Origin of the sequence: Corallococcus sp. CA049B, assembly GCF_003611685.1 — a bacterium.
Lineage (GTDB): Bacteria > Myxococcota > Myxococcia > Myxococcales > Myxococcaceae > Corallococcus > Corallococcus coralloides.
This window is the reverse complement of sequence record NZ_RAWC01000012.1, coordinates 18,249-40,643: the sequence shown is the minus strand read 5'-3', so window position 1 is coordinate 40,643 and position 22,395 is coordinate 18,249. Positions and strand designations below refer to the sequence as shown.

Annotated in this window: 14 protein-coding genes; 6 read left to right on the top strand and 8 right to left on the bottom strand. The window is 69.5% G+C overall.

Going from position 1 to position 22,395, the window contains the following annotated elements:
- Nucleotides 1–10: 10 nt before the first annotated feature.
- On the bottom strand, nucleotides 11–2,569 hold the full coding sequence (gene ligD / locus D7W82_RS04595; RefSeq protein WP_120617157.1) for a DNA ligase D: 2,559 nt from the start codon (nucleotides 2,567–2,569) through the stop codon (nucleotides 11–13).
- A gap of 252 nt (nucleotides 2,570–2,821) precedes the next feature.
- Here ligD and D7W82_RS04590 point away from each other — a divergent pair, with 252 nt between their 5' ends.
- The 6 genes from D7W82_RS04590 (at nucleotide 2,822) to argE (ending at nucleotide 10,593) form a co-directional block, all read left to right on the top strand.
- Nucleotides 2,822–3,307: a ferritin-like domain-containing protein gene (locus D7W82_RS04590; protein ID WP_120617156.1), complete on the top strand. Its 486-nt coding sequence runs from the start codon at nucleotides 2,822–2,824 to the stop codon at nucleotides 3,305–3,307.
- A gap of 44 nt (nucleotides 3,308–3,351) precedes the next feature.
- The gene (gene hutF / locus D7W82_RS04585) at nucleotides 3,352–4,734 is read left to right on the top strand and encodes a formimidoylglutamate deiminase (RefSeq protein ID WP_120617155.1); all 1,383 of its coding nucleotides are present in this window, start codon (nucleotides 3,352–3,354) and stop codon (nucleotides 4,732–4,734) included.
- 63 nt (nucleotides 4,735–4,797) lie between these two features.
- Nucleotides 4,798–6,261 carry a hypothetical protein gene (locus D7W82_RS04580; RefSeq protein WP_120617154.1) on the top strand — a complete coding sequence of 488 codons (1,464 nt, stop codon included), beginning with the start codon at nucleotides 4,798–4,800 and terminating at the stop codon, nucleotides 6,259–6,261.
- 141 nt (nucleotides 6,262–6,402) lie between these two features.
- Entirely contained in the window at nucleotides 6,403–7,824 is a 1,422-nt protein-coding gene (locus D7W82_RS04575; RefSeq protein ID WP_120617153.1) for a hypothetical protein, read from the top strand.
- 26 nt (nucleotides 7,825–7,850) lie between these two features.
- The gene (locus tag D7W82_RS04570) at nucleotides 7,851–9,383 is read left to right on the top strand and encodes a hypothetical protein (RefSeq protein WP_120617152.1); all 1,533 of its coding nucleotides are present in this window, start codon (nucleotides 7,851–7,853) and stop codon (nucleotides 9,381–9,383) included.
- 67 nt (nucleotides 9,384–9,450) lie between these two features.
- A complete protein-coding gene (gene argE / locus D7W82_RS04565; RefSeq protein WP_120617151.1) occupies nucleotides 9,451–10,593 on the top strand; it encodes an acetylornithine deacetylase in 1,143 nt (380 codons plus the stop codon).
- 12 nt (nucleotides 10,594–10,605) lie between these two features.
- Here argE and D7W82_RS04560 read toward each other — a convergent pair whose 3' ends face one another.
- The 7 genes from D7W82_RS04560 to D7W82_RS04530 form a co-directional block, all read right to left on the bottom strand.
- A complete protein-coding gene (locus D7W82_RS04560; protein ID WP_120617150.1) occupies nucleotides 10,606–11,328 on the bottom strand; it encodes a DUF2652 domain-containing protein in 723 nt (240 codons plus the stop codon).
- Nucleotides 11,329–11,364: 36 nt separating this feature from the next.
- Complete coding sequence (gene mfd / locus D7W82_RS04555) at nucleotides 11,365–14,946, bottom strand: transcription-repair coupling factor (RefSeq protein WP_120617149.1); 3,582 nt, start codon at nucleotides 14,944–14,946, stop codon at nucleotides 11,365–11,367.
- Nucleotides 14,947–15,114: 168 nt separating this feature from the next.
- Nucleotides 15,115–15,810 (bottom strand): Tfp pilus assembly protein FimT/FimU, encoded by a 696-nt coding sequence (locus D7W82_RS04550; protein WP_120617148.1) that lies wholly within the window; start codon nucleotides 15,808–15,810, stop codon nucleotides 15,115–15,117.
- Complete coding sequence (locus D7W82_RS04545; RefSeq protein ID WP_120617147.1) at nucleotides 15,807–17,033, bottom strand: PilW family protein; 1,227 nt, start codon at nucleotides 17,031–17,033, stop codon at nucleotides 15,807–15,809. Before D7W82_RS04545 ends, D7W82_RS04550 begins: the two co-directional genes overlap by 4 nt.
- On the bottom strand, nucleotides 17,030–17,539 hold the full coding sequence (locus D7W82_RS04540; protein WP_120617146.1) for a prepilin-type N-terminal cleavage/methylation domain-containing protein: 510 nt from the start codon (nucleotides 17,537–17,539) through the stop codon (nucleotides 17,030–17,032). The genes D7W82_RS04545 and D7W82_RS04540 overlap by 4 nt, the downstream gene beginning before the upstream one ends.
- Nucleotides 17,536–21,918, bottom strand: a complete 4,383-nt coding sequence (locus tag D7W82_RS04535) for a DUF4114 domain-containing protein (protein ID WP_120617145.1) — start codon at nucleotides 21,916–21,918, stop codon at nucleotides 17,536–17,538. The genes D7W82_RS04540 and D7W82_RS04535 overlap by 4 nt, the downstream gene beginning before the upstream one ends.
- Complete coding sequence (locus tag D7W82_RS04530; protein ID WP_120617144.1) at nucleotides 21,918–22,370, bottom strand: c-type cytochrome; 453 nt, start codon at nucleotides 22,368–22,370, stop codon at nucleotides 21,918–21,920. The genes D7W82_RS04535 and D7W82_RS04530 overlap by 1 nt, the downstream gene beginning before the upstream one ends.
- Between the last annotated feature and the right edge of the window lie 25 nt (nucleotides 22,371–22,395).

Sequence of the window (22,395 nt, the reverse complement as noted above, 5' to 3'; positions counted from 1 at the left end):
AGCCGCCTGCTCACTCGTCCGGCAGCACCTGATTCACCCGGAGCACGGGCGCGAACAGGTCGCCCACGGCCTCCAGGCGCTTCTTCAGCGTCTTCAGGCGGAAGCGGTGCGGGTCCAGCCGGCCGTTCACCTCGCTCCACTCGAGCGGCGCGGAGAAGGGCGCGCCCTCCACGGCGCGCAGGGAGTAGGGCGCCACCACCGTCTTGCCGCGCGCGTTCTGGCCCGCGTCGATGTAGAGCCGTCCGCCGCGCTCGCGGATGGAGCGCTCCGTGGTGGCGATGTCGCCCAGCTCCTCCTCCAGTTCGCGTGCGCGCGCGTCCGCGAACGCCTGGGTGCGCGCGTAGGTGTGGCCCGGCGCCAGGGGCACCAGCACGTGCAGGCCGCGCTTGCCGGACGTCTTCGGGAAGGCCTTGAGCCCCAGTTCGTCCAGGCGCGCGTGCAGCAGGGTGGCCACCTTCACCACGTCCTTCCAGCCCCCCTCGCCCGGGTCCAGGTCGAACACCACGAAGTCCGGCTGCGCCAGCCGGGGCGCGTGGGACAGCCACATGTGCAGCGTGAGCGCGGACTGGTTGGCGAGCCATAGGAGCGCGGACGTGTCCTTCACGTTCACGTGGCGCAGCGTCTTGCCCTCGTGGCGCACGCGCAGCGTGGGCAGCCATGGCGGGATGCCGGACAGCTCGTGCCGGAAGAAGCCCGGGGCCTGGATGCCCGCGGGCCACTGCTGATGGGCCAGGGGCCGGTCCGCGAGCACGGGCAACAGCAGCGGCGCCGCCTGCTCGTAGTACGCGAACACGTCCGCCTTCGTCAGGCCGGAGCCGGGGAACAGCACGCGGTCGCCATGCGTGAGGGCCACCTCCGGCGCGCGTCGGGACTTCCCGCGGGGCGTCTTCATGGCGGGCGCCTTCGCGGTGCGGGCGGCGGCCTGCACCGGCGCTCGCCGTGAGCCCCGGCGTGCGGCGCCTTCGATGGGGGCCGGGTGTTCGCGCACGACCTCCCGCGGCCCCTTGTCGCTGCGCAGGCCCTGGAACACGGGGTGGCGCAGGCGGCCGTCCTTCGTCCACTCGGTGAAGTTCACCTGGGCCACGTACTTCGGCTTCACCCAGACGGTGTCCGTGTTCGTGGGCGCGTCCACTGCGGCGGGCTTCTTCACGCGCGTGGCGTCCAGCAGCCAGCGCAGCTCGCGGCGGTCCTTCGACGTGTAGCCCGTGCCCACCTTGCCCACGTCGAGGAAGCCGTCCTTGCCGCGCACGCCCACGCGCAGCGCGCCAATCTCCGACTTCGCCTTCGCGTTCTTGATGGGCAGGTAGCCCAGGATGACGACCTCCTGGCCCGCGACCACCTTCAGCTTCAGCCAGTCCCCGGAGCGCGTGCCGGTGTAGGGCGCGTCCTTGCGCTTGGCGATGAGCCCCTCCCACCCCTTGCGCCGCGCCTCCAGCAGGCCCCGCGACAGCGGCAGGTCCACCTTCTCGGAGAGCTGGAGGGGCGGCCGCGCCCCGGCCATCAGCTTCTCCAGCCGCGCGCGGCGCTCCGCGTAGGGGAGCCCGCGCAGGTCCTCGCCGTCCATCCACAGCAGGTCGAACACCATGAAGCGCTGCTCCGCGCCCTCTTCCGTGTTCTGCAGAATCTGGAAGCGCGAGCGGCCCTTCGCGTCGAGCGCGACAATCTCTCCATCCACGACGACGTCCTTCGCGGGCAGCTCCCGCAGCGCGGCGGTGAGCCGGGCGAAGCGGCCCGACAGGTCGTTGCCCCGGCGGCTCTGGAAGGCGATTTTCCCGTGCGTGAGCGCGCACACGGCGCGGAAGCCGTCGTACTTCACCTCGTAGGCGTGCGTCTCGTCGTGCACCTCGTCGGACGCGGCCAGCCGCGCCAGCATGGGCGGCCACACGCGCTCCAGCAGCTTCTCTGGCGTCGACGGTGGACGGGCCGGCTTCTTCGAGGCCTTGCGCACGGGGGCCGCGGGCTTCTTTTTTCGCGGCACGCCGGGCTTGTGAGGCCCTCGCGTCTCCACCTGGCCGCTCTTCACGGACTCGGGGCGCTCCACGGTGACGTCGTAGCCGGCCTTGGCGTATTCATCCTTCGCCTTGAAGAAGAGCCACTGCGCCTTGCCGCCGCGCGGCCGCGTGCGGATGAGGTGCCAGCGCCCCTTGAGCTTCGCGCCGTGCAGCACGACCTCCAGGTGCCCGCGCTTCAGCTGCGCCGCGGCGTCGCCGGGTGGAACGACCTCGAAGGTTCCGGACTCCCAGAGCAGCGAATCCCCGCCGCCGTACTGCTCATCCGGGATGTGGCCCTCAAAGTCCGCGTAGGAGCGCGGGTGGTCCTCCGTCTGGACCGCGAGCCGCTTCACGGAAGGGTCATGGCTGGGGCCCTTGGGGATGGCCCAGCTCACCAGCACGCCGCCAATCTCCAGGCGCAGGTCGTAGTGCAGCCGCGTGGCGTCATGCTTGTGGATGACGAAGACGGGCGCGCTCGACTTCGACGTCACCACGTCCGGGGATGGCTCGGGCGTGAGCTGGAAGTCGCGCTTCGTCCGGTAGCGGCGCAGCCGCCTCTGGGGGTCGGAGGTCTTCACCCTCCAACGCTCTGCACAGGAGGGCGGGCGCGCAATTCCTCGCATTGGCTGGTGGGCAGGCAGGAGGGCAGGCGCTCCTCGCGGACCCGGCCCCTGATTTTTCGGCCACAGCCTCCGACGGGGGCCCAGTCCGTCCGCCTGCCCTGGGGGCGGTGGAGGGATGGCACCGGGAAGGGTGGTTGGAACCGGGAGGAGGAATCCCCACATTGTTCGGGCCCGAGCACTCACCGTACCCGGTTGAAGGAGGCACCCATGGCCGACAAGTCCGAAGTGGCTCGCCTGCACAGCCTGGCCCAGCTCGATGCCGACGCAGTGGGCGCGTATGACGTGGCCATCGCTCGCATCGGGCCTGCCCTGGTGCGCGAGCGCCTCAACAGCTTCCGCGCGGACCACCTGCGCCACGTGCAGGACCTCAACGCGCTCATCCTGCACTTCGGGGGCGAGCCGGTGACGCTGCGCCCGGACCTGAAGGGCTCCGCGATGAAGGGCCTGACGGCCATGACGGGGCTGATGGGCACGGAGGCCACGCTGTGGGCCATGCTGGGCAACGAGGAGTTGTTCGACCGGGCCTATGAGCTGGCGCTCCAGTTCGAGTGGTCCCCGGAGGTGAAGGCCCTCATCCGTCAGCACCGCGAGGACGAACGCCGCCACGGCACGTGGATCCGCGACGCGGTGCGCACCCGGCCCTGGGCGGAGCGCCGTCTGCCCTTCATGGACACGGCCGAAATGAGCGCCTGAAGCCGCTGCCGCGCGCCGGAGCGAAGTGGCATACGCTGCCGCGCGTGAGCGACATCACTGTCTACCAACCCGACTTCCTCTTCACGGAAGGTCGTTTCCACGAAGGCCGTGCGCTGGCGGTGAGCGCGGAGGGCCGGGTCCTCGGCGCGGTGCCGGAAGGCGCGCGCGTGGAGCGGCTCGCGGGGCGGGCGCTGTTGCCGGGGCTCGTCAACGGCCACTCGCACGCGTTCCAGCGGCTCATCCGCGGGCGCACCGAATACGTGGCCTCCGCTGGCGGACAGGACGACTTCTGGTCCTGGCGCGAGGCGATGTACCGCGCCGCGGAGGCGCTCACGCCGGAGGAGATCCACATCGCCTCCCGGCAGGTGTTCCTGGAGATGGTGCTCGCGGGCATCACCACGGTGGGCGAGTTCCACTACCTGCACCACCAGCCGGACGGGACGCCCTACGCGGACCGCAACGCGCTGGCGCACGCGGTCATCCGCGCGGCCACGGACGTGGGGCTGCGCATCTGCCTGCTGCGGGTGGGCTACGCGCGCGCGGGCTTCAACGTGCAAGCGAACCCACGCCAGCGCCGCTTCATTGACGCGGACGTGGACACGTTCCTGTCCACCACGGAGGCGCTGGCCCACGCGACGCGCGGCGACGCGCGGGTGAACGTGGGGCTCGCGCCGCACAGCGTGCGCGCGGTGTCGCGGGACTGGCTGACGCAGGTGGCCCGCGCCGCGCCCGCCGGCATGCCCATCCACATGCACGTGGCGGAGCAGCCGAAGGAGATTGAGGCGTGCCTGGCGGAGCACGGCCGCCGTCCGGTGGAGCTGGTGTCGGACGTGGGCTTGCTGGGGCCGCGCTTCACGGCGGTGCACGGCGTGCACCTGACGGAAGAAGAGGTGGCGCTGCTGGGCCGCGCGGAGGCCACGGTGTGCGCGTGCCCGTCCACGGAGCGCAACCTGGGAGACGGCATCGTGCCGGCGGACGCGCTGGTGAAGGCCGGGGCGCGCGTGAGCTTCGGCTCGGACAGCCAGACGGTGGTGGACCTGCTGGACGAGGCGCGGCAGCTGGAGCAGCACCTGCGGCTGGTGCGGCTGCGCCGCGCGGTGCTGGACCCGGGAACGGGGACCCTGGACGGACTGGCGGCGCGGCTCTTCGACATGGCCACGGTGCAGGGCGCGCGAAGCCTGGGGATGGGCACGGGCACGCTGTCGCCGGGGGCCCCCGCGGACTTCTTCACGGTGGACGTGAACCACCCGTCGCTGGTGGGCGCGAGCCCCGCGTCGCTCCTGCCGGGCATCGTCTTCGGCGCGGCGGGAGGCGCGGTGCGCGAGGTGGCCGTGGCGGGCCGGCTCGTGGTCCGGGACGGCCGCCATCCGCTGACGGAGCAGAGCGGAAGGGCGTTCCAGCAGCTGGCCCGGCGCCTCTACCCGTAGGGGCGGGGACCCGGTTCGATATGGGGGGCGCCGTCGGCGCGTTGTGGGTGCGGGAGGATGCGGATGCGTTCAGGTATCTGGTTGTCGCTGGTGGTGCTGATGGGACTGGCCGTGGGGGGCTGTGCCGGGCGGCAGGGCCTGGAGACGCCGGACTACGAGGCCATCTACGACATGCCCCTGGAGGAGATGTGGCCGTCGGTCCGGGAGTACTTCACGGACGCGAACCTGCCCTACCGCGAGGACCGGGGCAGCCTGGTGCTGGAGACCGAGTGGAAGCAGGAGTTCGGCGGCTCCAAGATCGCGGGCTACTGGCACCGGTACATGGTCATCGGCAAGCGGGAGACGCCCACGAAGAGCAAGCTGTGGATCATCCGCATCACCAAGTCGGTGAACAAGGCGCTGGCCCTGCCCGGGCGGCAGTTGGAGTGGGGCACGGACCGCGGGCTCGGCGGACCTCCCAGTGCGCGCGGCTCGGGGGCCCCGGGCGATGCGTCCTCGAGCGTCGCGTACGGTGTCTCCGTGGAGGACGACGCGGACCGGTTCGCCTTCCCGGTGGGAGAGAACGCCTTCTACGTGGACTCGGGGCAGGGCACGCGCGACCTGACCATGGAGTGGCGCGTGTTCCGGGGCATCATGCCCAAGCTCGCGAAGAAGCAGGCGGTGAGCGCGGAGCAGCAGGTGGCGAAGGCGCCGGGGGCGAAGGAAGCCCCGGCGTTCACCGAGTGCGGCCAGTCCATCCTCGGGCTGAAGAAGCTGGCGACGGCGGGTGGGGTGCTGCTGCTGGGTGAGCTGCACGGCACGCAGGAGGTCCCGCGCTTCATCGCGCAGTCCGTATGCCAGCTCGTCACGGCGGGCATGCCGGTGACGGTGGGCCTGGAGCTGCCGGTGGAGAACGAGGAGCGCATCACCACCTTCCTCCAGAGCCAGGGCGGCGAGGTGGACTGGCTCAAGCTGATGGAGGCTCCCTTCTGGCGCAGCCCGTATCCGGACGGCCGTGGCAGCGAAGCGGTGGCGAACATGCTGGAGCAGCTGCGCCATTTGCGAGCCCAGGGCCTGGACGTGGCGGTGTTCGTCTACGACCACCCGAAGCTCTCCGGTCAGCAGCGCGAGGATGCGCTGACGAAGACGGTGCTGGCGCGGGTGAAGGCAACGCCACAGCGCTTCCACCTGGTGGTGAGCGGCAACGTCCATCCGCGCACGGCGAAGGGCCTGCCCTGGGACAAGCAGTACAAGCCCATGGGCTACCTGCTGAAGGACCAGCTCAAGGACGTCACCGCGTTGGACATGGCCTACGACAGCGGCACGGCGTGGATCTGCGCGGCGGATACGCAGGGACGCAAGCTGGACTGCGGTGTGAAGGAAGCGAAGGGGAAGGACAACGGCGACCGCTTCTTCGTGCACCGGTGGAGCTCGGCCAACAATGAGGGTTACCACGGGGTCTTCTACGTGGGCCATGTGACGGCGTCCGAACCCGCCATCAACAAGGGCCTGGGGAACCCGGACGCGGCGCCCGCGTCCGCTCCGTAGCCAGCACCCGAGGGAGCAGCACAGAGGCCGTGCGAGTCACCGGAGCCGGTGGCCCGCGCGGCCTCTGGCTTTTCGCGGGGATTCGATATGCCCACGCCCCACGCAGCGTTCTTCCGTGCATCGGAGAGGGAGGCACTGCGGATGCGCTCGATGGTGAAAGTGGGATGGCTGGCGTTGCTCCTGGCGGTGGGCTGCGCCGGACGGCAGGACCTGGAGACGCCGGACTACGAGGCCATCTACGACGTGCCGCTGGAGGAGATGTGGCCGTCGGTCCGTGAGTACTTCACGGAGGCGAACCTGCCCTACCGCGAGGACCGCGGGAGCATGGTGCTGGAGACGGAGTGGAAGCAGGAGTTCGGCGGCTCGAAGATCGCCGGCTACTGGCACCGCTACATGGTCATGGGCAAGCGGGAGACGCCGACGAAGAGCAAGCTGTGGATCACCCGCATCACCAAGTCGGTGAACAAGACGTTGTCCCGGCCCGGGAAGGAGCTGGACTGGGGCACCACCGCTGGCCGGACCATTGACTCTGAATCTAGCGATTCCGTGAACCTGAGCGCCGAGGACGCCGCGGACCGGCTGGCCTTCCCCATGGGAGAGAACGCCTTCTACATGGAGTCGGGGCAGGGCACGCGCGACCTGACCATGGAGTGGCGCGTGTTCCGGGGCATCATGCCCAAGCTCGCGAAGACGCAGCCGGCGAAGACGGAGCCGCCCGTGGCGAAGGCCGTGGCGACGTTCACCGAGTGCGGCCAATCCATCCTGGGCCTGAAGAAGCTCGCGAAGGCGGGCGGGGTGCTGCTGCTGGGCGAGCTGCACGGCACGCAGCAGGTCCCGCGCTTCATCGCGCAGTCCGTGTGCCAGTTGGTCACGGCGGGCATGCCGGTGACGGTGGGCCTGGAGCTGCCGGTGGAGAACGAGGAGCGCATCACCACCTTCCTCCAGAGCCAGGGCGGCGAGGTGGACTGGCTCAAGCTGATGGAGGCCCCCTTCTGGCGCAGCCCGTATCCGGACGGCCGTGGCAGCGAAGCGGTGGCGAACATGCTGGAGCAGCTGCGCCACCTGCGAGCGCAGGGCCTGGATGTAGCGGTGTTCGTCTACGACCACCCGAAGCTCTCCGGTCAGCAGCGCGAGGATGCGCTGACGAAGACGGTGCTGGCACAGGTGAGCGCGAAGCCGGAGCGCTTCCACCTGGTGGTGAGCGGCAACATCCATCCGCGCACGGCGAAGGGCCTGCCCTGGGACAAGCAGTACAAGCCCATGGGCTACCTGCTGAAGGACCAGCTCGAGGACGTCACCGCGTTGGACATGGCCTACGACAGCGGCACGGCGTGGATCTGCGCGGCGAACCCGCGGACCAGCAAGCTGGACTGCGGCGTGAAGGAGACAAAGGGGAAGGACAACGGCGACCGCTTCTTCATGCACGCCTGGAGCTCGGCCAACAAGGACGGCTACCACGGCGTCTTCTACGTGGGCCACGTGACGGCCTCCGAGCCCGCCATCAACAAGGGCCTGGGGAACCCGAACGCGCCGCCCCCGCCGTCGCCCGCGTCGGGTCTTTGATGAATGCCACGAAGGGGGCACCGCGAATGCGCTCGATACTGAACGTGGGCTGTCTGGCGCTGCTCCTGACGGCGGGATGCGCCGCGCGTCCTATGGACTGGGACCTGATGGGACGGGAGGCCATCTACGACCGGCCCCTGGAAGAGGTGTGGCCATCGGTGCGTCAGTACTTCGTGGATGCGAAGCTGAGCTTCCGTGAGGCCCCGGACAGCCCGGTGCTCCAGACCGAATGGAAGGAGGAATTCGGTGGCTCGAAGATCGCCGGCTACTGGCACCGCTATCTCGTGCTGGGCAAGCGGGAGACACCGACCAAGAGCAAGCTGTGGATCATCCGCGTCACCCGCAGCGCGAACAAGACGCTCTCCGCGCCCGGCAAGGAGATGGAGTGGGGCGTGAGCCGCAACATGGGCATGGACCGCCGACGGCTGGACGATATCAGCCAGGGACTCGTTCCCGCGCCCGGGGGGCCAGAGACGCTCGAAGGTGGCCTCGGCCTCAGCGTGGAAGACGACGAGGACCGGTTCTCGATGCCGCGCGGAGAGAACGCCATCCTCGCGGAGTCCGCGCAGGGCACGCGCGACCTGACCATGGAGTGGCGGGTGTTCAACGCCATCGCGCCGGGCCTGGCGGCGAAGGACGGGGCCGCTCCCCGCACGGCAGTGCAACCGGTGGCGAAAGCGCCCGAGGCGGAGACCGCGCCCGCGTTCACCGAGTGCGGCGCGCCCATCCTCGGCCTGAAGGCCCAGGCGAAGGCGGGTGGGGTGCTGCTGCTGGGAGAACTGCATGGCACGCAGCAGGTGCCGCGCTTCATCGCGCAGGCCGCCTGCCAGCTCACCGTCGCGGGCACACCCGTGTCGGTGGGGCTGGAGCTGCCGGTGGAGAACCAGGCGCGCATCACCGCCTTCCTCCACGGCCAGGGCGGCGAGGAGGACTGGCTCAAGCTGATGGAGGCCCCGTTCTGGCGCAGCCCGTACCCCGACGGCCGTGGCAGCGAGGCGGTGGCGAACATGCTGGAGCAGTTGCGGCAGTTGCGCGTCCGGGGCCTGGACGTGGCGGTGTTCGTCTATGACCACCCGAAGCTGACGGGACAGCAGCGTGAGCAGGCCCTGTCCGCCACGGTCCTGAAGGAGGTGGAGGCCGGCCCCGCGCGCTTCCATCTGGTGGTGAGTGGCAACATCCATTCGCGCACGGCGAAGGGCCTGCCCTGGGACAAGCAGTACCAACCCATGGGGCGGCTCCTGTCCGACCGGCTGAAGCACGTGGTGGCGCTGGACGTGGCCTATGACAGCGGCTCGGCGTGGATCTGCGGGCCGGACGAGCGCAGCCGCACACTGGACTGCGGCGTGAAGGAGGCGAAAGGGAAGGACAACGGGGACCGCTTCTTCGTGCACGTCTGGGACTCGCCCAACAAGGACGGCTACCACGGGGTCTTCTACGTGGGCCGGGTGACCGCGTCCGCGCCCGCCATCTCCAAGGGGCTGGGCCGGCCGGGCGCGGATGACAACTCCGTGTTTCCAGTGCCTCCAGACGCGGACGCGGTGGCCTCCGCGCGACGCTGAGGGCGCGGGCCCCCTGGCGTCGCGGCGCGGGCGGTGGCATGGAGGTGGCCTGACTGGAGGCCATCCCATGAGCGACACGCTGCCCGCGCTGCGGGCCACCCTGGCGGAACTGGTGGCGCTGGACACCACGTCCTCGCGCCCCAACGCGCCCCTCATCGACTACGCCCAGGCGCGCCTGGAGGCCGCGGGCTTCACCGCCGAGCGCCAGCACTACACCGACGACGCGGGCGTGGCGAAGGTGAACCTCGTCGCCCGCAAGGGTGACGCGGACCGTGCAGCGCTGGCGCTGGTGGGCCACTCCGACTGCGTGCCCTATGACGCCGCCTGGACGGACGCGCTGCGCCTCACGGAGCGCGACGGCAAGCTGTACGGCCGCGGCGCCTGTGACACCAAGGGCTTCATCGCCTGCGCGCTGCACACCGCCACGCGCAAGGACCTGCCGAAGCTGGACGCGCCCCTGCTCGTCATCCTCACCGCGGATGAAGAGGTCGGCCTCGTGGGCGCGAAGAAGCTGGTGTCCGCCGGCCTGGGCCGCGCGCGGCACGCCATCGTCGGAGAGCCCACGCGCCTCATCCCCGTGCGCGCCAACAAGGGCTACTGCCTGGCGGAGGTGGAGGTGCTGGGCAAGGAAGGGCACAGCGCGTACCCGGAGCTGGGCGCGTCCGCCATCTTCCGCGCCGGCCGCTTCCTGCACCGGCTGGAGGCGCTGGCGAACACCGTCCTCCGCGAGGACCGCGACGAGGGCTTCCAGCCGCCCTTCACCACCGTGAACGTGGGCCTCATCCAGGGCGGCAAGGCGAAGAACGTCCTGCCCGGCTCCTGCCGCTTCACCGTCGAATGGCGCCCCATCCCCGGCCAGGCCGCCGAGCGCGTCCCGGAGATGATGGAGCACATCCGCCAGGAGCTCACGCGCGACGAGCCCGCCTACGAGGCGCGCATCAAGGTCCTGCGCATGGACCGCGGCGTCCACACGCGCGGCGACGCGGACGTGGTGCGCTTCCTGGAGCAGGTCAGCGGCAACGCGTCCGAAACGGTGTCCTTCGGCACGGAGGCCCCGCAGCTCACGGAGCTGGGCGCGGAGGCCGTGGTGTTCGGCCCCGGCGACATCCGCGTCGCGCACCAGACGGGCGAGTTCGTCCCCATGGAGGACCTGGTGCGCTGCGAGGCCGCGCTCACGCAGGCCGTCGCGCGCTTCTGCACGGGCGGCTGAAGGCGCGGCGCTTCAGGGCTTTGGCGCGTCGATGACTTCGACGTTGCGGAAGCCCTGACACGCCTCCTTGAAGCCGAGCACGTACTTCAGCGACCGCAGCTCCAGCCTCAGCTTGTTCCACAGCTTGCGCGGCAGGTTGGGGCGCGGCGCGGGCACGCTCGTCACCAGCGAGCCCAGGTCGATGTAGTGGGTCGCCGTGCGGCCCATGCCCTCGAAGTCGTGCTCCAGCCCCTGGCTGAGCTGACGCAGCTCCGGCTCCAGCTGCTGGTGCACCGCGTCTGTCATCAGGACGTACTCGGAGATGGGCACGTCGTTCTTCAGCATCCGGTGCAGGAGGATGACGTCCACCCCCGCCAGCTCCGTGAGGTGCTTCACCTTCTGGAAGGCGACCTCCCCGGCGTGGGCCACGAACTTGAGCGTCAGGTTGCCCACCTGCGTGCACCCGTCGCACTTGCACATGCGGTCGATGACCAGCTGTTCCCGGCGCTCCAGGAAGGCACGGCGGATGGCCGCCACCTGCTTCGCGACCGGCGAGGTGTCCTCGCCCACGGCGTAGAAGAAGGCCGCGTCACCTTCGAGCTTCGCCAGCTTGAACCGCCCGGACGCGTCGATGACGGCTTCCAGCAGCTGGGCCACCGTGTCCTGGGCGTGCGCGAGACCGAAGCGGTGCTGCCGCATGAAGCGGGTGTAGCCGCCGATGTCCGCGATGAGCAGCAGCGCCTTCTCAATCGCCATTCGGCGGCCAGCCTATCTCAAGTCCCCGGACGTGCGTCAGTGCCGGGGCAGCGCGCAGGTGCCCACGTCGCGCAGCAGCTTGTGCGCCTCCGCCAGCAGGGCGTGCCCCTTCACCTCCGGGGGCACGCGGGCGATGAGCTTCATGTCCGGCGTCAGCCGGTAGAAGCCCTTGGAGCGCTGCACCAGCCCCGCCACCTTCGCGCCGTCCAGGAGCGCGTCGCCGCCCAGCGCCAGCGACAGCCGGGCCGGGCCCCCCTCCAGCGCGCGCAGCCGCAGCTCGCGCATGTCTATCTTCAGGAGCGTCACCTCGGACAGGGCATCCACCTCGTCGGGCGCCTCGCCGTAGCGGTCCACCAGCTCCGCGCGCAGGTCCGTCACCTCGTCCGGGTGGCTGGCCTGGCTGAAGCGCTTGTAGAACACCAGCCGCTGGTGCACGTCCGCCACGTAGTCGTCGGGGATGAGCGCCGGCATGGGCAGGTTGATGTCCGGCTCCACGTGCACCTTGGGCGGCTGGCCCTGCAGCTCCGCCACCGCCTCCTCCATCAGCTGCGCGTACAGGTCGAAGCCGATCTCCGCGATGGCGCCGGACTGCTTCTCACCCAGCAGGTTGCCCGCGCCGCGGATCTCCAGGTCGTGGCTGGCGATGGAGAATCCCGCGCCCAGCTCCGTGAAGTTCTGGAGCACCTCCAGGCGCCGCTGCGCGTCCTTCGTCACCGGACGGCGGGTGGGCACCAGCAGGTACGCGTACGCGCGCTCCTTGCTGCGGCCCACGCGCCCGCGCAGCTGGTAGAGCTGCGCCAGACCGAACTGGTCCGCGCGGTTGACGATCATCGTGTTGGCGCTGGAGATGTCGATGCCGCTCTCGATGATGCTGGTGCACAGGAGCACCTGGAACTTGTGCTCCGTGAACTGGAGCATCACCTTCTCCAGCTGCCCCTCGCCCATCTGGCCGTGCGCCACGCCGATGGAGACGTTCGGCAGGAGCTTCTTCAGCTCCTGCTCCATGGACGGCAGGGACTCCACGCGGTTGTGCACGAAGAAGACCTGGCCCCCGCGGGCAATCTCGCGCTCCACGGCCTCCTTGATGACGGCCTCGTCGTACTTCATCACGAAGGTGCGGATGGCCCGGCGGTCCTGCGGCGGCGTGGCGATGATGCTCATGTCGCGCACGCCGGACATGCTCATGTGCAGCGTGCGGGGGATGGGCGTCGCCGTCAGCGTCAGCACGTCCACCTGCGTGCGCAGCCGCTTGAGCGCCTCCTTCTGCTTCACGCCGAAGCGCTGCTCCTCGTCCACCACCAAAAGCCCCAGGTCCTTGAAGGCCACCTCGCCCGCCAGCAGCTTGTGCGTGCCGATGACGATGTCGACCTTGCCCTCCTTGGCGCGGCGGAGGATGTCGCGGATCTCCGGCGGCTTGCGGATGCCGGAGATGACCTCCACCGTGACGGGGTAGTCCTTGAAGCGCTTCTTGAAGGAGTGGAAGTGCTGCTGCGCCAGCACCGTGGTGGGCACCAGCACCGCCACCTGCTTGCGGTCCAACGTGGCCTTGAAGGCGGCGCGCATCGCCACCTCCGTCTTGCCGTAGCCCACGTCGCCGCAGACGAGCCGGTCCATGGGCTGCGCCTTCTGCATGTCCGCGAGCACATCCTCGATGGCCTTCGCCTGGTCCGGCGTCTCGTCGAACTCGAAGTCCGCCTCGAACTGGGCGAAGTAGCGGTCCGGCGGCGCGAACGCATAGCCCGGGTGCGCCTTGCGCGCGGCGGCCATCTGCAGGAGCTCCGCCGCCATCTTGAGCAGCTGCTCCTTGACGCGCTTCTTCGTCTTCTCCCAGCTCGTCGTGCCCAGCTTGTCCAGCTGGACCTTCTCCGGGTCGCCGCCGGTGAACTTCTGGATGAGCCGCATGCGGCCCACCGGCAGGTAGATCTTGTCCCGCCCCGCGTACTCCAGGACGAGGAAGTCCCCCGGCACGCCCTGCACCTCCATCTTCGTCAGGCCCGCGTAGCGCCCGATGCCGAAGTCGGTGTGGACGATGAGGTCGCCCTCCTTCAGGTCCTTGAAGCCCGCGGCGAACGCGTCCAGCTTCTTGCTGCGCTTGACGCGGCGGCGGGAGCGGACGCCGAAGATCTCCTCGTCCGCGAGCACCGCCAGCCGGCCTTCCGGGTCGATGAAGCCGTGGCTCACCTCGCCGGTGAACAGGTGCGCCCACACCGCCGGCTCGTAGAGCTTCGCCGCGTCCTGCATGGGCTCCGTGTGCACCTTCACCATCACGGAGCGGTCCAACAGCAGCCGCTTCAGCCGGTCCGCCTGGCTGAGCGTGCCGCACGCCACCGCGCACGCCACGCCGGTGTCGCGCCAGCGCTGCAGCCGCTCCACCAGCGGGGTGAGCGCGCCCTCCTCACCGTGGTGCGCGAGGATGGCCTCGCGCAGGTCCTGCGTCGTGCCGAAGGTGAAGGCCACGGGCACTTCGGACTGCGTGAGCGACAGGCCTCCGCCCTCCACCACGCGCAGGGCCTCGAGGCCCTCCGCCACACCCTCGCGCGTGAGGAAGTGGTGCTCCGGCGGATAGGTGAGGTCCTGGCGCGCGTCCGCCTCCTCCACGCCCTTCGCCAGCTCCGCCGACAGCTCCTCCAGCGCGCGGTCCAGGCCCACCGGGTCGTCCAGGTAGACGACGGGCTCCGGGGCCCACGCGCGCAGATAGTCGAACACCGAGGCCAGCCCGCCCTCGAAGAAGCCGGGCAGGAGCCCCTCCAGGCCAAAGCCGGGCAGCCCTTCGCGGAGCGCGTCCAGCCGCTCGCGCAGCTTGATGGTGGGCAGGTTGATGCGGTCCGCCACCGCGCGGGCGGCGGCCTCGGCGCGCGGGCGGGTGTCGTCGGTGAGCAGCAGCTCGCGCGCGGGCACCAGGTCCACCGTCTTGAGCGCGTCCACCGTGCGCTGCGACTCCGGGTCGAAGACGCGGATGGACTCGATGGTGTCCCCGAAGAACTCCAGGCGCACCGGCCGCTCGTACAGCGGGCTGAAGACGTCCAGCAGGCCGCCGCGCACGCTGAAGGTGCCCTTGTCCTCCACCAGCGGGCTGTTCTGGTAGCCCATCAACGCCAGCTTCCGCGCCAGCGAGTCGCGGTCGAAGTCCTGGCCCACCTCCACGCGCTGGGCCAGCCCCTCCATCACCCCCAGCGGCAGCACGCGGCGGTGCAGCGCGCGCACGGACAGCACCAGCGCGGGGAACGGCGTGCCGCGCGCCAGGTGGAACAGCGCGCCCAGGCGCTCCGTGATGGGGCCTGCCTCCGGCGACAGCTCGTCGTACGGGAGCACCTCGTCCGCGGGCAGCCGCAGCACGCGGGGCTCCAGCAGGCTGCCGGTGCCGCCCAGGAAGAAGGCCAGGTCGTGCGCGAGCGCGTCCGCCGCTTCTTCATCCACGGCCACGCACACCAGCGGGGCGCGCAGCTCACGGTGCAGGCGGGCGAGCAGGTGGCCGCGCGCCGCGCCCTTCACCCCCTGCGTCCGCGCACGGTGCCCCGCGCGCAGGGAGGCGAGGAGCCGGGCAAAGGCATCACTGGAGGAGGGGGCGCCGCCGGGCCAGGACGTGCCGTCGGTCTTCGGGGGGAGAGAGGTATCCATTCGAGGGCCCGTGTGGGGCCCTCGGCTAATTAGGGTGCGCCCTCTCCCAAATCAACGCTGGATGCGGACACCTGTCGTGTCCAGGGGGGACAGCGGGACGGCCGCTGGGCGGGGAGGCTCACGCGCGCCCGGGACACGGGAAGGTCCCCGGGCGCGCGGCAGGCCCGCTCAGGGCTCGGCGCAGGCGTTCGCCAGCCGGAGGTCCCGCCGGGTGGTGTCCGTGGTGGTGGCGGCCACCGAGTCGCAATCCATCACGCTGGACAGGCCCGTCAGAGGCTCCACCATCAGCACGCTCTTGGGGCGGCCGGAGGTGAACCGGAACTGGATCTGGTGGTCCTTCGGCGCCGCGGCGGCGACGAGGGCGGCCTGTCCCAGCTGCCCCTGCATGCAGTCCATCTTGTTCAACACCGGCCGGCCGGACCCCGGCAGGAAGCACAGGTTGTTGATGTCCGTCGCGGTCATGCTGTCCGGGATGACGATGTCCGGCCCCGTGGAGCTGCAGCAGTCGGGCGTGGTGCGGCAGGTCTTGTCCACGCAGGCCGTGCTGGGACACTCGTTCATGGACCACTCGTCCGGGTTGGCCAGGTCACTGCCGCACTTCAGCTGTTCCCAGCGGGCCACGGTGCGCCGCGTGCCATCCGGCAGGTCGACGTCGTTCTCCACCACGATGCGCACGGGCTGGCTGGTGCTGATGGCCAGCTGGCGCGCTCGCAGCGCGCCCGACCACAGCTCGCGCGTGGCCATGCTCTCGCGCTGCCCGCCAATGCGCCCCTGCAGCCCCCCCACCGCCAGGGCGATGAAGACGGACACCACCGCCAGCGCGGTCAGTATCTCCAACAACGTCATGCCACGCGTCTGCTTCATGGTGTCACCGGAGCCGAAGGGGGCCGGGTCAGGCCCACGGTCATGTTGCGCGCCGCGACGCGGAACGTGTAGCGACGGCGCGTGTAGCCGTCCTTCGCCTGTCCCTCTTCATCCGTGCCCGTGGTGTCCGCGTCGCGGTTGATGCGCCGCGTGCGGATGACCAGCGTCACCTCCAGCTCACGCACCCGCTGGCGGAGGCGCTTGATGACCTCTTCCTTCGTGGTCGCGGCCGGAAGGAGACTCCCCCCGACGGCGATGTCGTCCGTCTTGCAGGAGCCCAGGGTGTACTTGCCCACGTCGCAGTCGGAGATGGCCGGACGCGGGGTGCCCGAGGGCACGTCGCTGGGATACCAGTCCAGCGTGTTCAGGGGATTGGCGAGATTGACGACGCCCTCGCGCACGGTGAGCTGCTCCACGTCACGGCTCAACACCGACCAGTCCTCCTGGTTCGGGGCGCGGTACTCCAGGGTGGGGATGCCGCCCTTCCAGTTCACCCGGTAGGCCGCGCCGCTCAGCCGCAGGGCCACCCAGTTCTCGACGTCCCCGGACGCCTTCGTCCACAGGTCCTTGCCGGCGCAGACATCCGAGCGCGGGACCTCGGGGGTCGGCCCCTTGATGACGAGCTTCCCGGAGGCCTCCTGCACGCTGTCCACCAGGACGGGACAGGCCTTCTTGTTGCCGCCGCTGGCGATCACGGCCAGCGTGGGGGTGGCGGGATCCGCCAGCGCCGTCGAGGGATTCGGGCGCGTGCAGAAGGTGCCCGCCGTGGTGGTCTCCTCCTCGCGGATCCGCGACAGCGTGTCGCAGGTCCTCAGGGTGAGCATCCCGTTCGTGTCCCCCCAGTAGAGCTGGAGGGCGTCCGACGCCGGGAACCCCGCGGGCGGCGGCGCGTAGTCCGTCGCGTCCGCGCCCAGCGTGGTCCCGATGCCCGTCGTCAGGTCCGGCTTGGACCAGACCGTGATGGCCGAGCGCTCGTCGTCGTTCGCGAAGGAGATGGGCGTGTTGCCCATGCCGGTGCCCGCGCGGGACACGTCCAGGGTGATCTGATCCTTCACGGCCCGCCCGGTGACCTGGGCGGTCATCGTCTGTTCCTCGAACAGGGCGCGCTTCTGCATCTGGGCGCCCACCACCAGCCCCGTGGTGAGCACGATGACCCCGATGGCGCTGGCGATCATCACTTCAAGGAGCGTGAAGCCCCGGCTGCGGAGGGAGGACGGTTTCATGGCGCCATTCGACTCTGGAGGACCACCATCTGCTGGCCCTCGCGGATGCCCGGCTCATCCCAGGCCACGGTGACCCGCACGTTCACGAGCGTGCCCGTCGTGGTCCCCACGAGCGGGCGGGTGATGGCCGGCTCGCCCGCCTTGCCATCCTCGATGCTGCCGGGGACCACGGAGTTGTCCACGTCCACGGTCACCGTGTACTTGCGCGCGACGATGTTCGGATCCACGGGGGCCGTCTCCCGTTGGAACCCCTCCGACGTCTGGTACACGTCGAAGGTTTCGTTCGACGCCGTCTCGCACGTCACCGAACCCTGGCAGCCCCGCTGAAGGATGTTCTCCAGGGTCTGCTCCGCGATGATCTGCGCCTGGTTGGCGGTCAGGGTCCGGCGATTGGAGCGGGTCGTCTGGCTCACCACGGTCATCGCCGCTGCGACTCCCAGCAGCATGACGGCCATGGTGGCCATGACTTCCAGCAGGGTGACACCCCGTGAGGCGCGCTGCTTCATTGCGGCAGTCTCCCGTCAGGCAGCGGTTCCCACAACATGATCTGCGAGCGCGGCACGCCGCTCGTGCCCGCCTTGTTGTTCCAGTCCTCTCCGCCCTTGACCTTCATCTTACCCGTGGCCGTCAGCACGAAGAGGTGCTCGTCGTGGACCACCGGCGCGGAGATGGCGTGGCCGTCCAGCTCGCTCGCCACACCACCGACAAGCGCGCCGCTCGACTGGCTGGCCATGTAGGCCTCACCCTTCGCGTCCGCGTTCAGGCTGCAGATGTCCGCCGCCGTGCCCACCGCGGTCGCCGCGTAGATGTTGTCCGAGCTGAGCGCCACGCCGCCCCACAGCTTCTGGCCCGGGCTCATCTTCTGCACCCACAGGGGCTTGAGCTCCGTGCACCCGTTCTTGCCCGTGGGGTCCGGGTCCTCGAAGGCGAGCAGGTGGTACTGGTACGTGGGGTTCAGGGGGTTCTGGACATCCGGGAGGTAGCCGTCCGTGTACTTGTCGGGGCTGTCGCTGGTGCCGAAGTAGAAGCGCACCGCCGGGCCCGCATCCGTCGCGACCAGCTTCACCGCGATGTTGGAGTAGAGCTCCTGCAGGTCCAGCTGCGTCTGGCTCGCATCCGCGCGGCCCTCCAGCGCGGACGCCGCGTGGGCCACCATGCACTTCTGCACCTGGCTGCCCAGCTTCCGCGAGGTGCTCACGTCCTTGAGGTTGACGCGCCACACGCTGCCGGCCGTGGTGGGCACGTACAGGACGTCGTAGGAGCCGTCCTGGTCCAGGTCCAGCATCGCCGTCTCCGCCGCGATGCCCGAGCCCTGCTCGAAGGTGACGACGCCCGCGTACTTGCCGCTGCCGTACTCGAGCGGCTTCCCCGTCTTCATGTCGAGGATGTAGATGGCGCCCGCGCGCGCCTCGCCCGGGTCGTAGTCGGTGCCCACCACCGCCACCCAGCGCCGGTCCTTGTCCTGCGCGGAGCCCCAGGAGATGCGCCCCACCGTAGGCGCGTGCCGGGAGCCCGAGTTGTCCGGCAGCTTCACGGTGCCGGTCTTGTCGTCCTTCACGGCCTGGGTGAAGGCGGACGCCACGTCCGTGTTCGCCAGGCTGAACTCCCACATGGGCAGCGGGTACCGGTCCGTCTTCGTGGGATCCGTGATGTCCAGCGCGAAGACCACCGGGCTGGTCTTGCCCGTGGCGGAGACGAGCACCGTCTTGGCGCCCTGCTGCTTCTGCGCCGTGTCCGCGGGCGTCCAGGTGTACTTGATGTTGTCGTTCCAGTCGTTGCGGTCACCCAGGTCCACGTTGGCGATGCTGGGCGAGGCGTCCATCTGCGGCTTGGGCAGGGTGCCCGAGCCGCGGAAGCGCACGTACTGGTTGCGGTACTGATCCAGCATCAGGTACGGCATGTAGGCGAACTCTTCCTCGCCGGTCCCGTACTCGCGGATCGCCTTGGTCTTGTCGGGAGGGCACGACTTCGGGAGGAAGTAGCCGCGGAACTGGGGCTCCGCCACGCAGTCGTCGTTCAGGGCGTTGCGGAACTCACCCGCGTCGAAGGCGTGCAGCACGCCCGACATCGTCCCCACGAAGGCCTTCGTGCTGCGCTCCTGGAGGGGCGTCATGAAGTTCTTGCGGTAGGTGTCGCGCTCGGTGCCCTTCGCGTTCTGGTACCAGTTGTCCTGGTACGGGGGCACCGCCACCGCCACGGTGGAGAGGTTGATGCCGCCGAAGGCCCAGGGGCGGAACTGCGAGGTCCGCTTGTTGTCGTACCCATACAGCCAGTCGACGAGGAACTGGCGGTCGCTGTAGGGGTTGGCGGCGGGATCCGCCTGCGCGGTGACGGTGCAGGTGCTGTCGTTGTTCATGTCGTACAGGTAGCGGCCGTCAATCTCGCTGTACGTGTTGCAGTAGGAGGCAGGCAGCAGCGTGTTGCCCAACGCGGCCACGTCACTGACCTCCGTGCGGGCCCCCGAGCCATTCATCGTGTAGAGCTTGCGAGCGGAGGCGGCCAGCGACAGCGCCATCACGCGGCCGGCTTCCCAGCGCAGCTTCGGGTCGGTCTTGGCGACCCCCGGCTCGTAGAGCGACTGCATGTACAGGCGGCCGCGGATGGTGAAGTCCTTGGCGCCGTCATAGGCGCGCGTGCCGGCCGGAGGCAGGCTGCCCTCGGTGGCGCTCCATCCCTTGCCCCAGTTCTGGCCCGGCGTCTCGTTCACGCCCCAGACCGCGACGTTGCCCAGGGTGCTGGGGCTGGAGCGCGCGTAGGAGCCGGAGCGCACCGCCTGGTAGCCGATGTCGACCTCGTCGATGATGGGACGGCACAGCTCGCTGGGGCTGCTGATGTCCACCTTCCAGCACAGCTGCGACCCGGTGAGGCCCAGCGCCAGGATGTCGATCTCCACCTCCTGGTCGGGGTACTGCTTGTCGTTGTTGAGCGGCACCGGCACCCACGTGGGGTTTTCGTTCTTCTCGTAGATGCCCGCGGCGTTCAGCACGCGGCAGTCCACGGCGATGGAATAGGTGATGGTGGGCTTCACGCCGCTCGCGGTGCAGGCACCCGCGACCTCCTCGGTCCAGCAGGGCGCCTTCGTGCAGGCAGGGGCGGGCTTGCAGGACGGATCCTCCACCAGGTTGCAGGAGGACTTGTTGCGGATGTTCGTGGGCGGGTTGCCCGGGGTCGCGTACGGGGCGACGTCGTCCTGGCGGCGGAAGCGGACCTTGGTGATGGTGAAGTTCGGGCCCAGCTTGTCGCCCGTGTCGCTCATGACGTCCGAGGTGATGGTGGTGGACTTGGCGCCACCGCCGTTCTCCTTGTTGATCATGAACACGATGTCGTTGAAGTCGCGGTCACCGCCGCCGTTGAGGTCCTCGAAGCCGAGGATCCACCGGAAGGGGTCCGTGGTGGGCGCGCCCACGATGACGTGGGGCATGTAGTTCATGCTGGCCATGGCGGCGGCCTTCACCGGGTCGGTGATGTCCTTGCCCGGAACCGGCACGACCACGCCTTCCATGGGCATCTTCAGGTTCTTGTAGGCAGGCGAGTCCAGGCGGTTGAGCGTGTCCTCCTCCAGCCAGCCGCAGGCCTTCTTGACCGGGCTCGTGCCGTCAATCTTGCAGGCGGACCCGTCCGTGGGGGAGTTGCAGCTCTCGGAGTACTTGCAGCCGATGTTGCGCTCCGCCACCACGTTGTTCGTGGGCGCCTTGAAGTTCTGGTCCAGGTTCCAGGTGGCCTTGGAGAAGAACACGGAGACGGACGTCTGAAGGTGCAACAGGCACTTGCCGTCCTCGACGGGGTCGCCCGTATAGGGCTTGCGCTTGAGGCAGGGGGCGACCGTGTCGTTGTCCGTGTTGTGGCGGGCGTCGTAGTAGACGACGGCGAAGAAGATGATCTCCTTGCCACCCGCGACGAGGCCCAGGTTCACCCGGCGGTCGCCGGTGTTGATCTTCTCGTAGTTGTCCTTGTCCGCGGCGTACTGGTCCTTTTCTGACTTCGGCGCATCGTTAGGGGGCTTGATGGGCGCGGGGAGCTTGATGCCCCGGAAGTCATACTGGGAGACGTTGTAGTCGGGCACGCCGTTGAAGGTGTCGTCGGCGTCCGCGACGGGGCCCAGGTTGCGCGCGACGGTATGGTCGCTGTCGTCGTCCACGAGCAGGTAGACCATTCTTCCAATGCCCAGGTTGCCGTTCTCCGGCACTCTCGGCTCGAGCAGGTTGGGGATGTAGTTGAACAGCCCCCGGTCGCCCGCGGCGTCGTTGACGTTGTTGACGCCCACCCAGTCCGCTTCGATGTTGAATTCGCTGGAGTGCCCGCGGCCCGGGCGCGCGTCCGTGACGTCGTCTTCGTGGCGGAAGGTGCTGCCGCAGGCGCCCATCGCCAGCTCGGGCTCGTTGTACTTCTTGCCCCCGGACGTGAAGGTGTTGTTGCAGCGCCGCGACAGGCCCACGTACTTGATGGGCAGGACAGGGTCGTCGTCCGGCGTCAGGTTGTAGATGGCCTCGTGCAGGTCGAGGATGCCGTTGTTGTTCAGGTCGACCAGCTCGTGGGTGTCCTTGTCCGCGTAGCCCCGCTTCACCACGTCTTCCATGTACATGTAGCCGAGCGAGTGCGACGCGCCGGCGGACTCGTACACGTAGTCGATGGTGACCGTCTGGTCGAACGGGAAGGTGATGTTCTCCGAGTCCAGCTTCTTGAGGTTGGTGTTGAGCTGGAGCCGGCCGTCCTTGCGCAGGAGGATGGTGTCGTTGGCGACGGTGAGGCCGTCAGGGCCCAGCTTGAAGGCGCCCTGCTTGTCGTTGGACAGGTCGTCCTGGCAGAGCTGCTGCGCGTGGACCAGCGAGGGCGCCGCGACCGCCAGCACCAGCGCCGTGAGGGTTCGTTGAAAGAGCGTGCGCATCACTGCTTCCCCTGGTTCTTCGGCTGGGACTTCGCCTTCGCTTCGGCCTCGGCCTTGTCACGCGCCTTGCGCGCCGCCACCTGCTCCGTCATCTGCTTGCGCAGCATCATCCGGCGGGGGGGCGCGGGGGCCACCACCACGGTGGACAGGTAGCTGGTGAGGGCGTCCAGCTCGTCGCGGGGCAGCAGGCGCGTGTCGCAGTCCGTCTTCGGGTTGATCATGTGGGGGGACTGCACCCACGTGCGGACCTCCGCCAGGGTCTTCTTGTCCAGCACCTGGTCCATGTAGGGACCCACGGGCTTGCGCACGCCGAGCGGCCCCACCGGCTGCTTCTCCGTCGGGGTCCTGGCTTGGTGGCATTGCGCGCAGGCCTTGTTGAAGGCCACCGCGCCTCGGTCCTGGGCGCTGGCGAGCACCGGCAGCAGGAGCAGCAGGGGAATCAGGCGTTTCATGGGGGGGCTCGTGGGAGAAGACGAG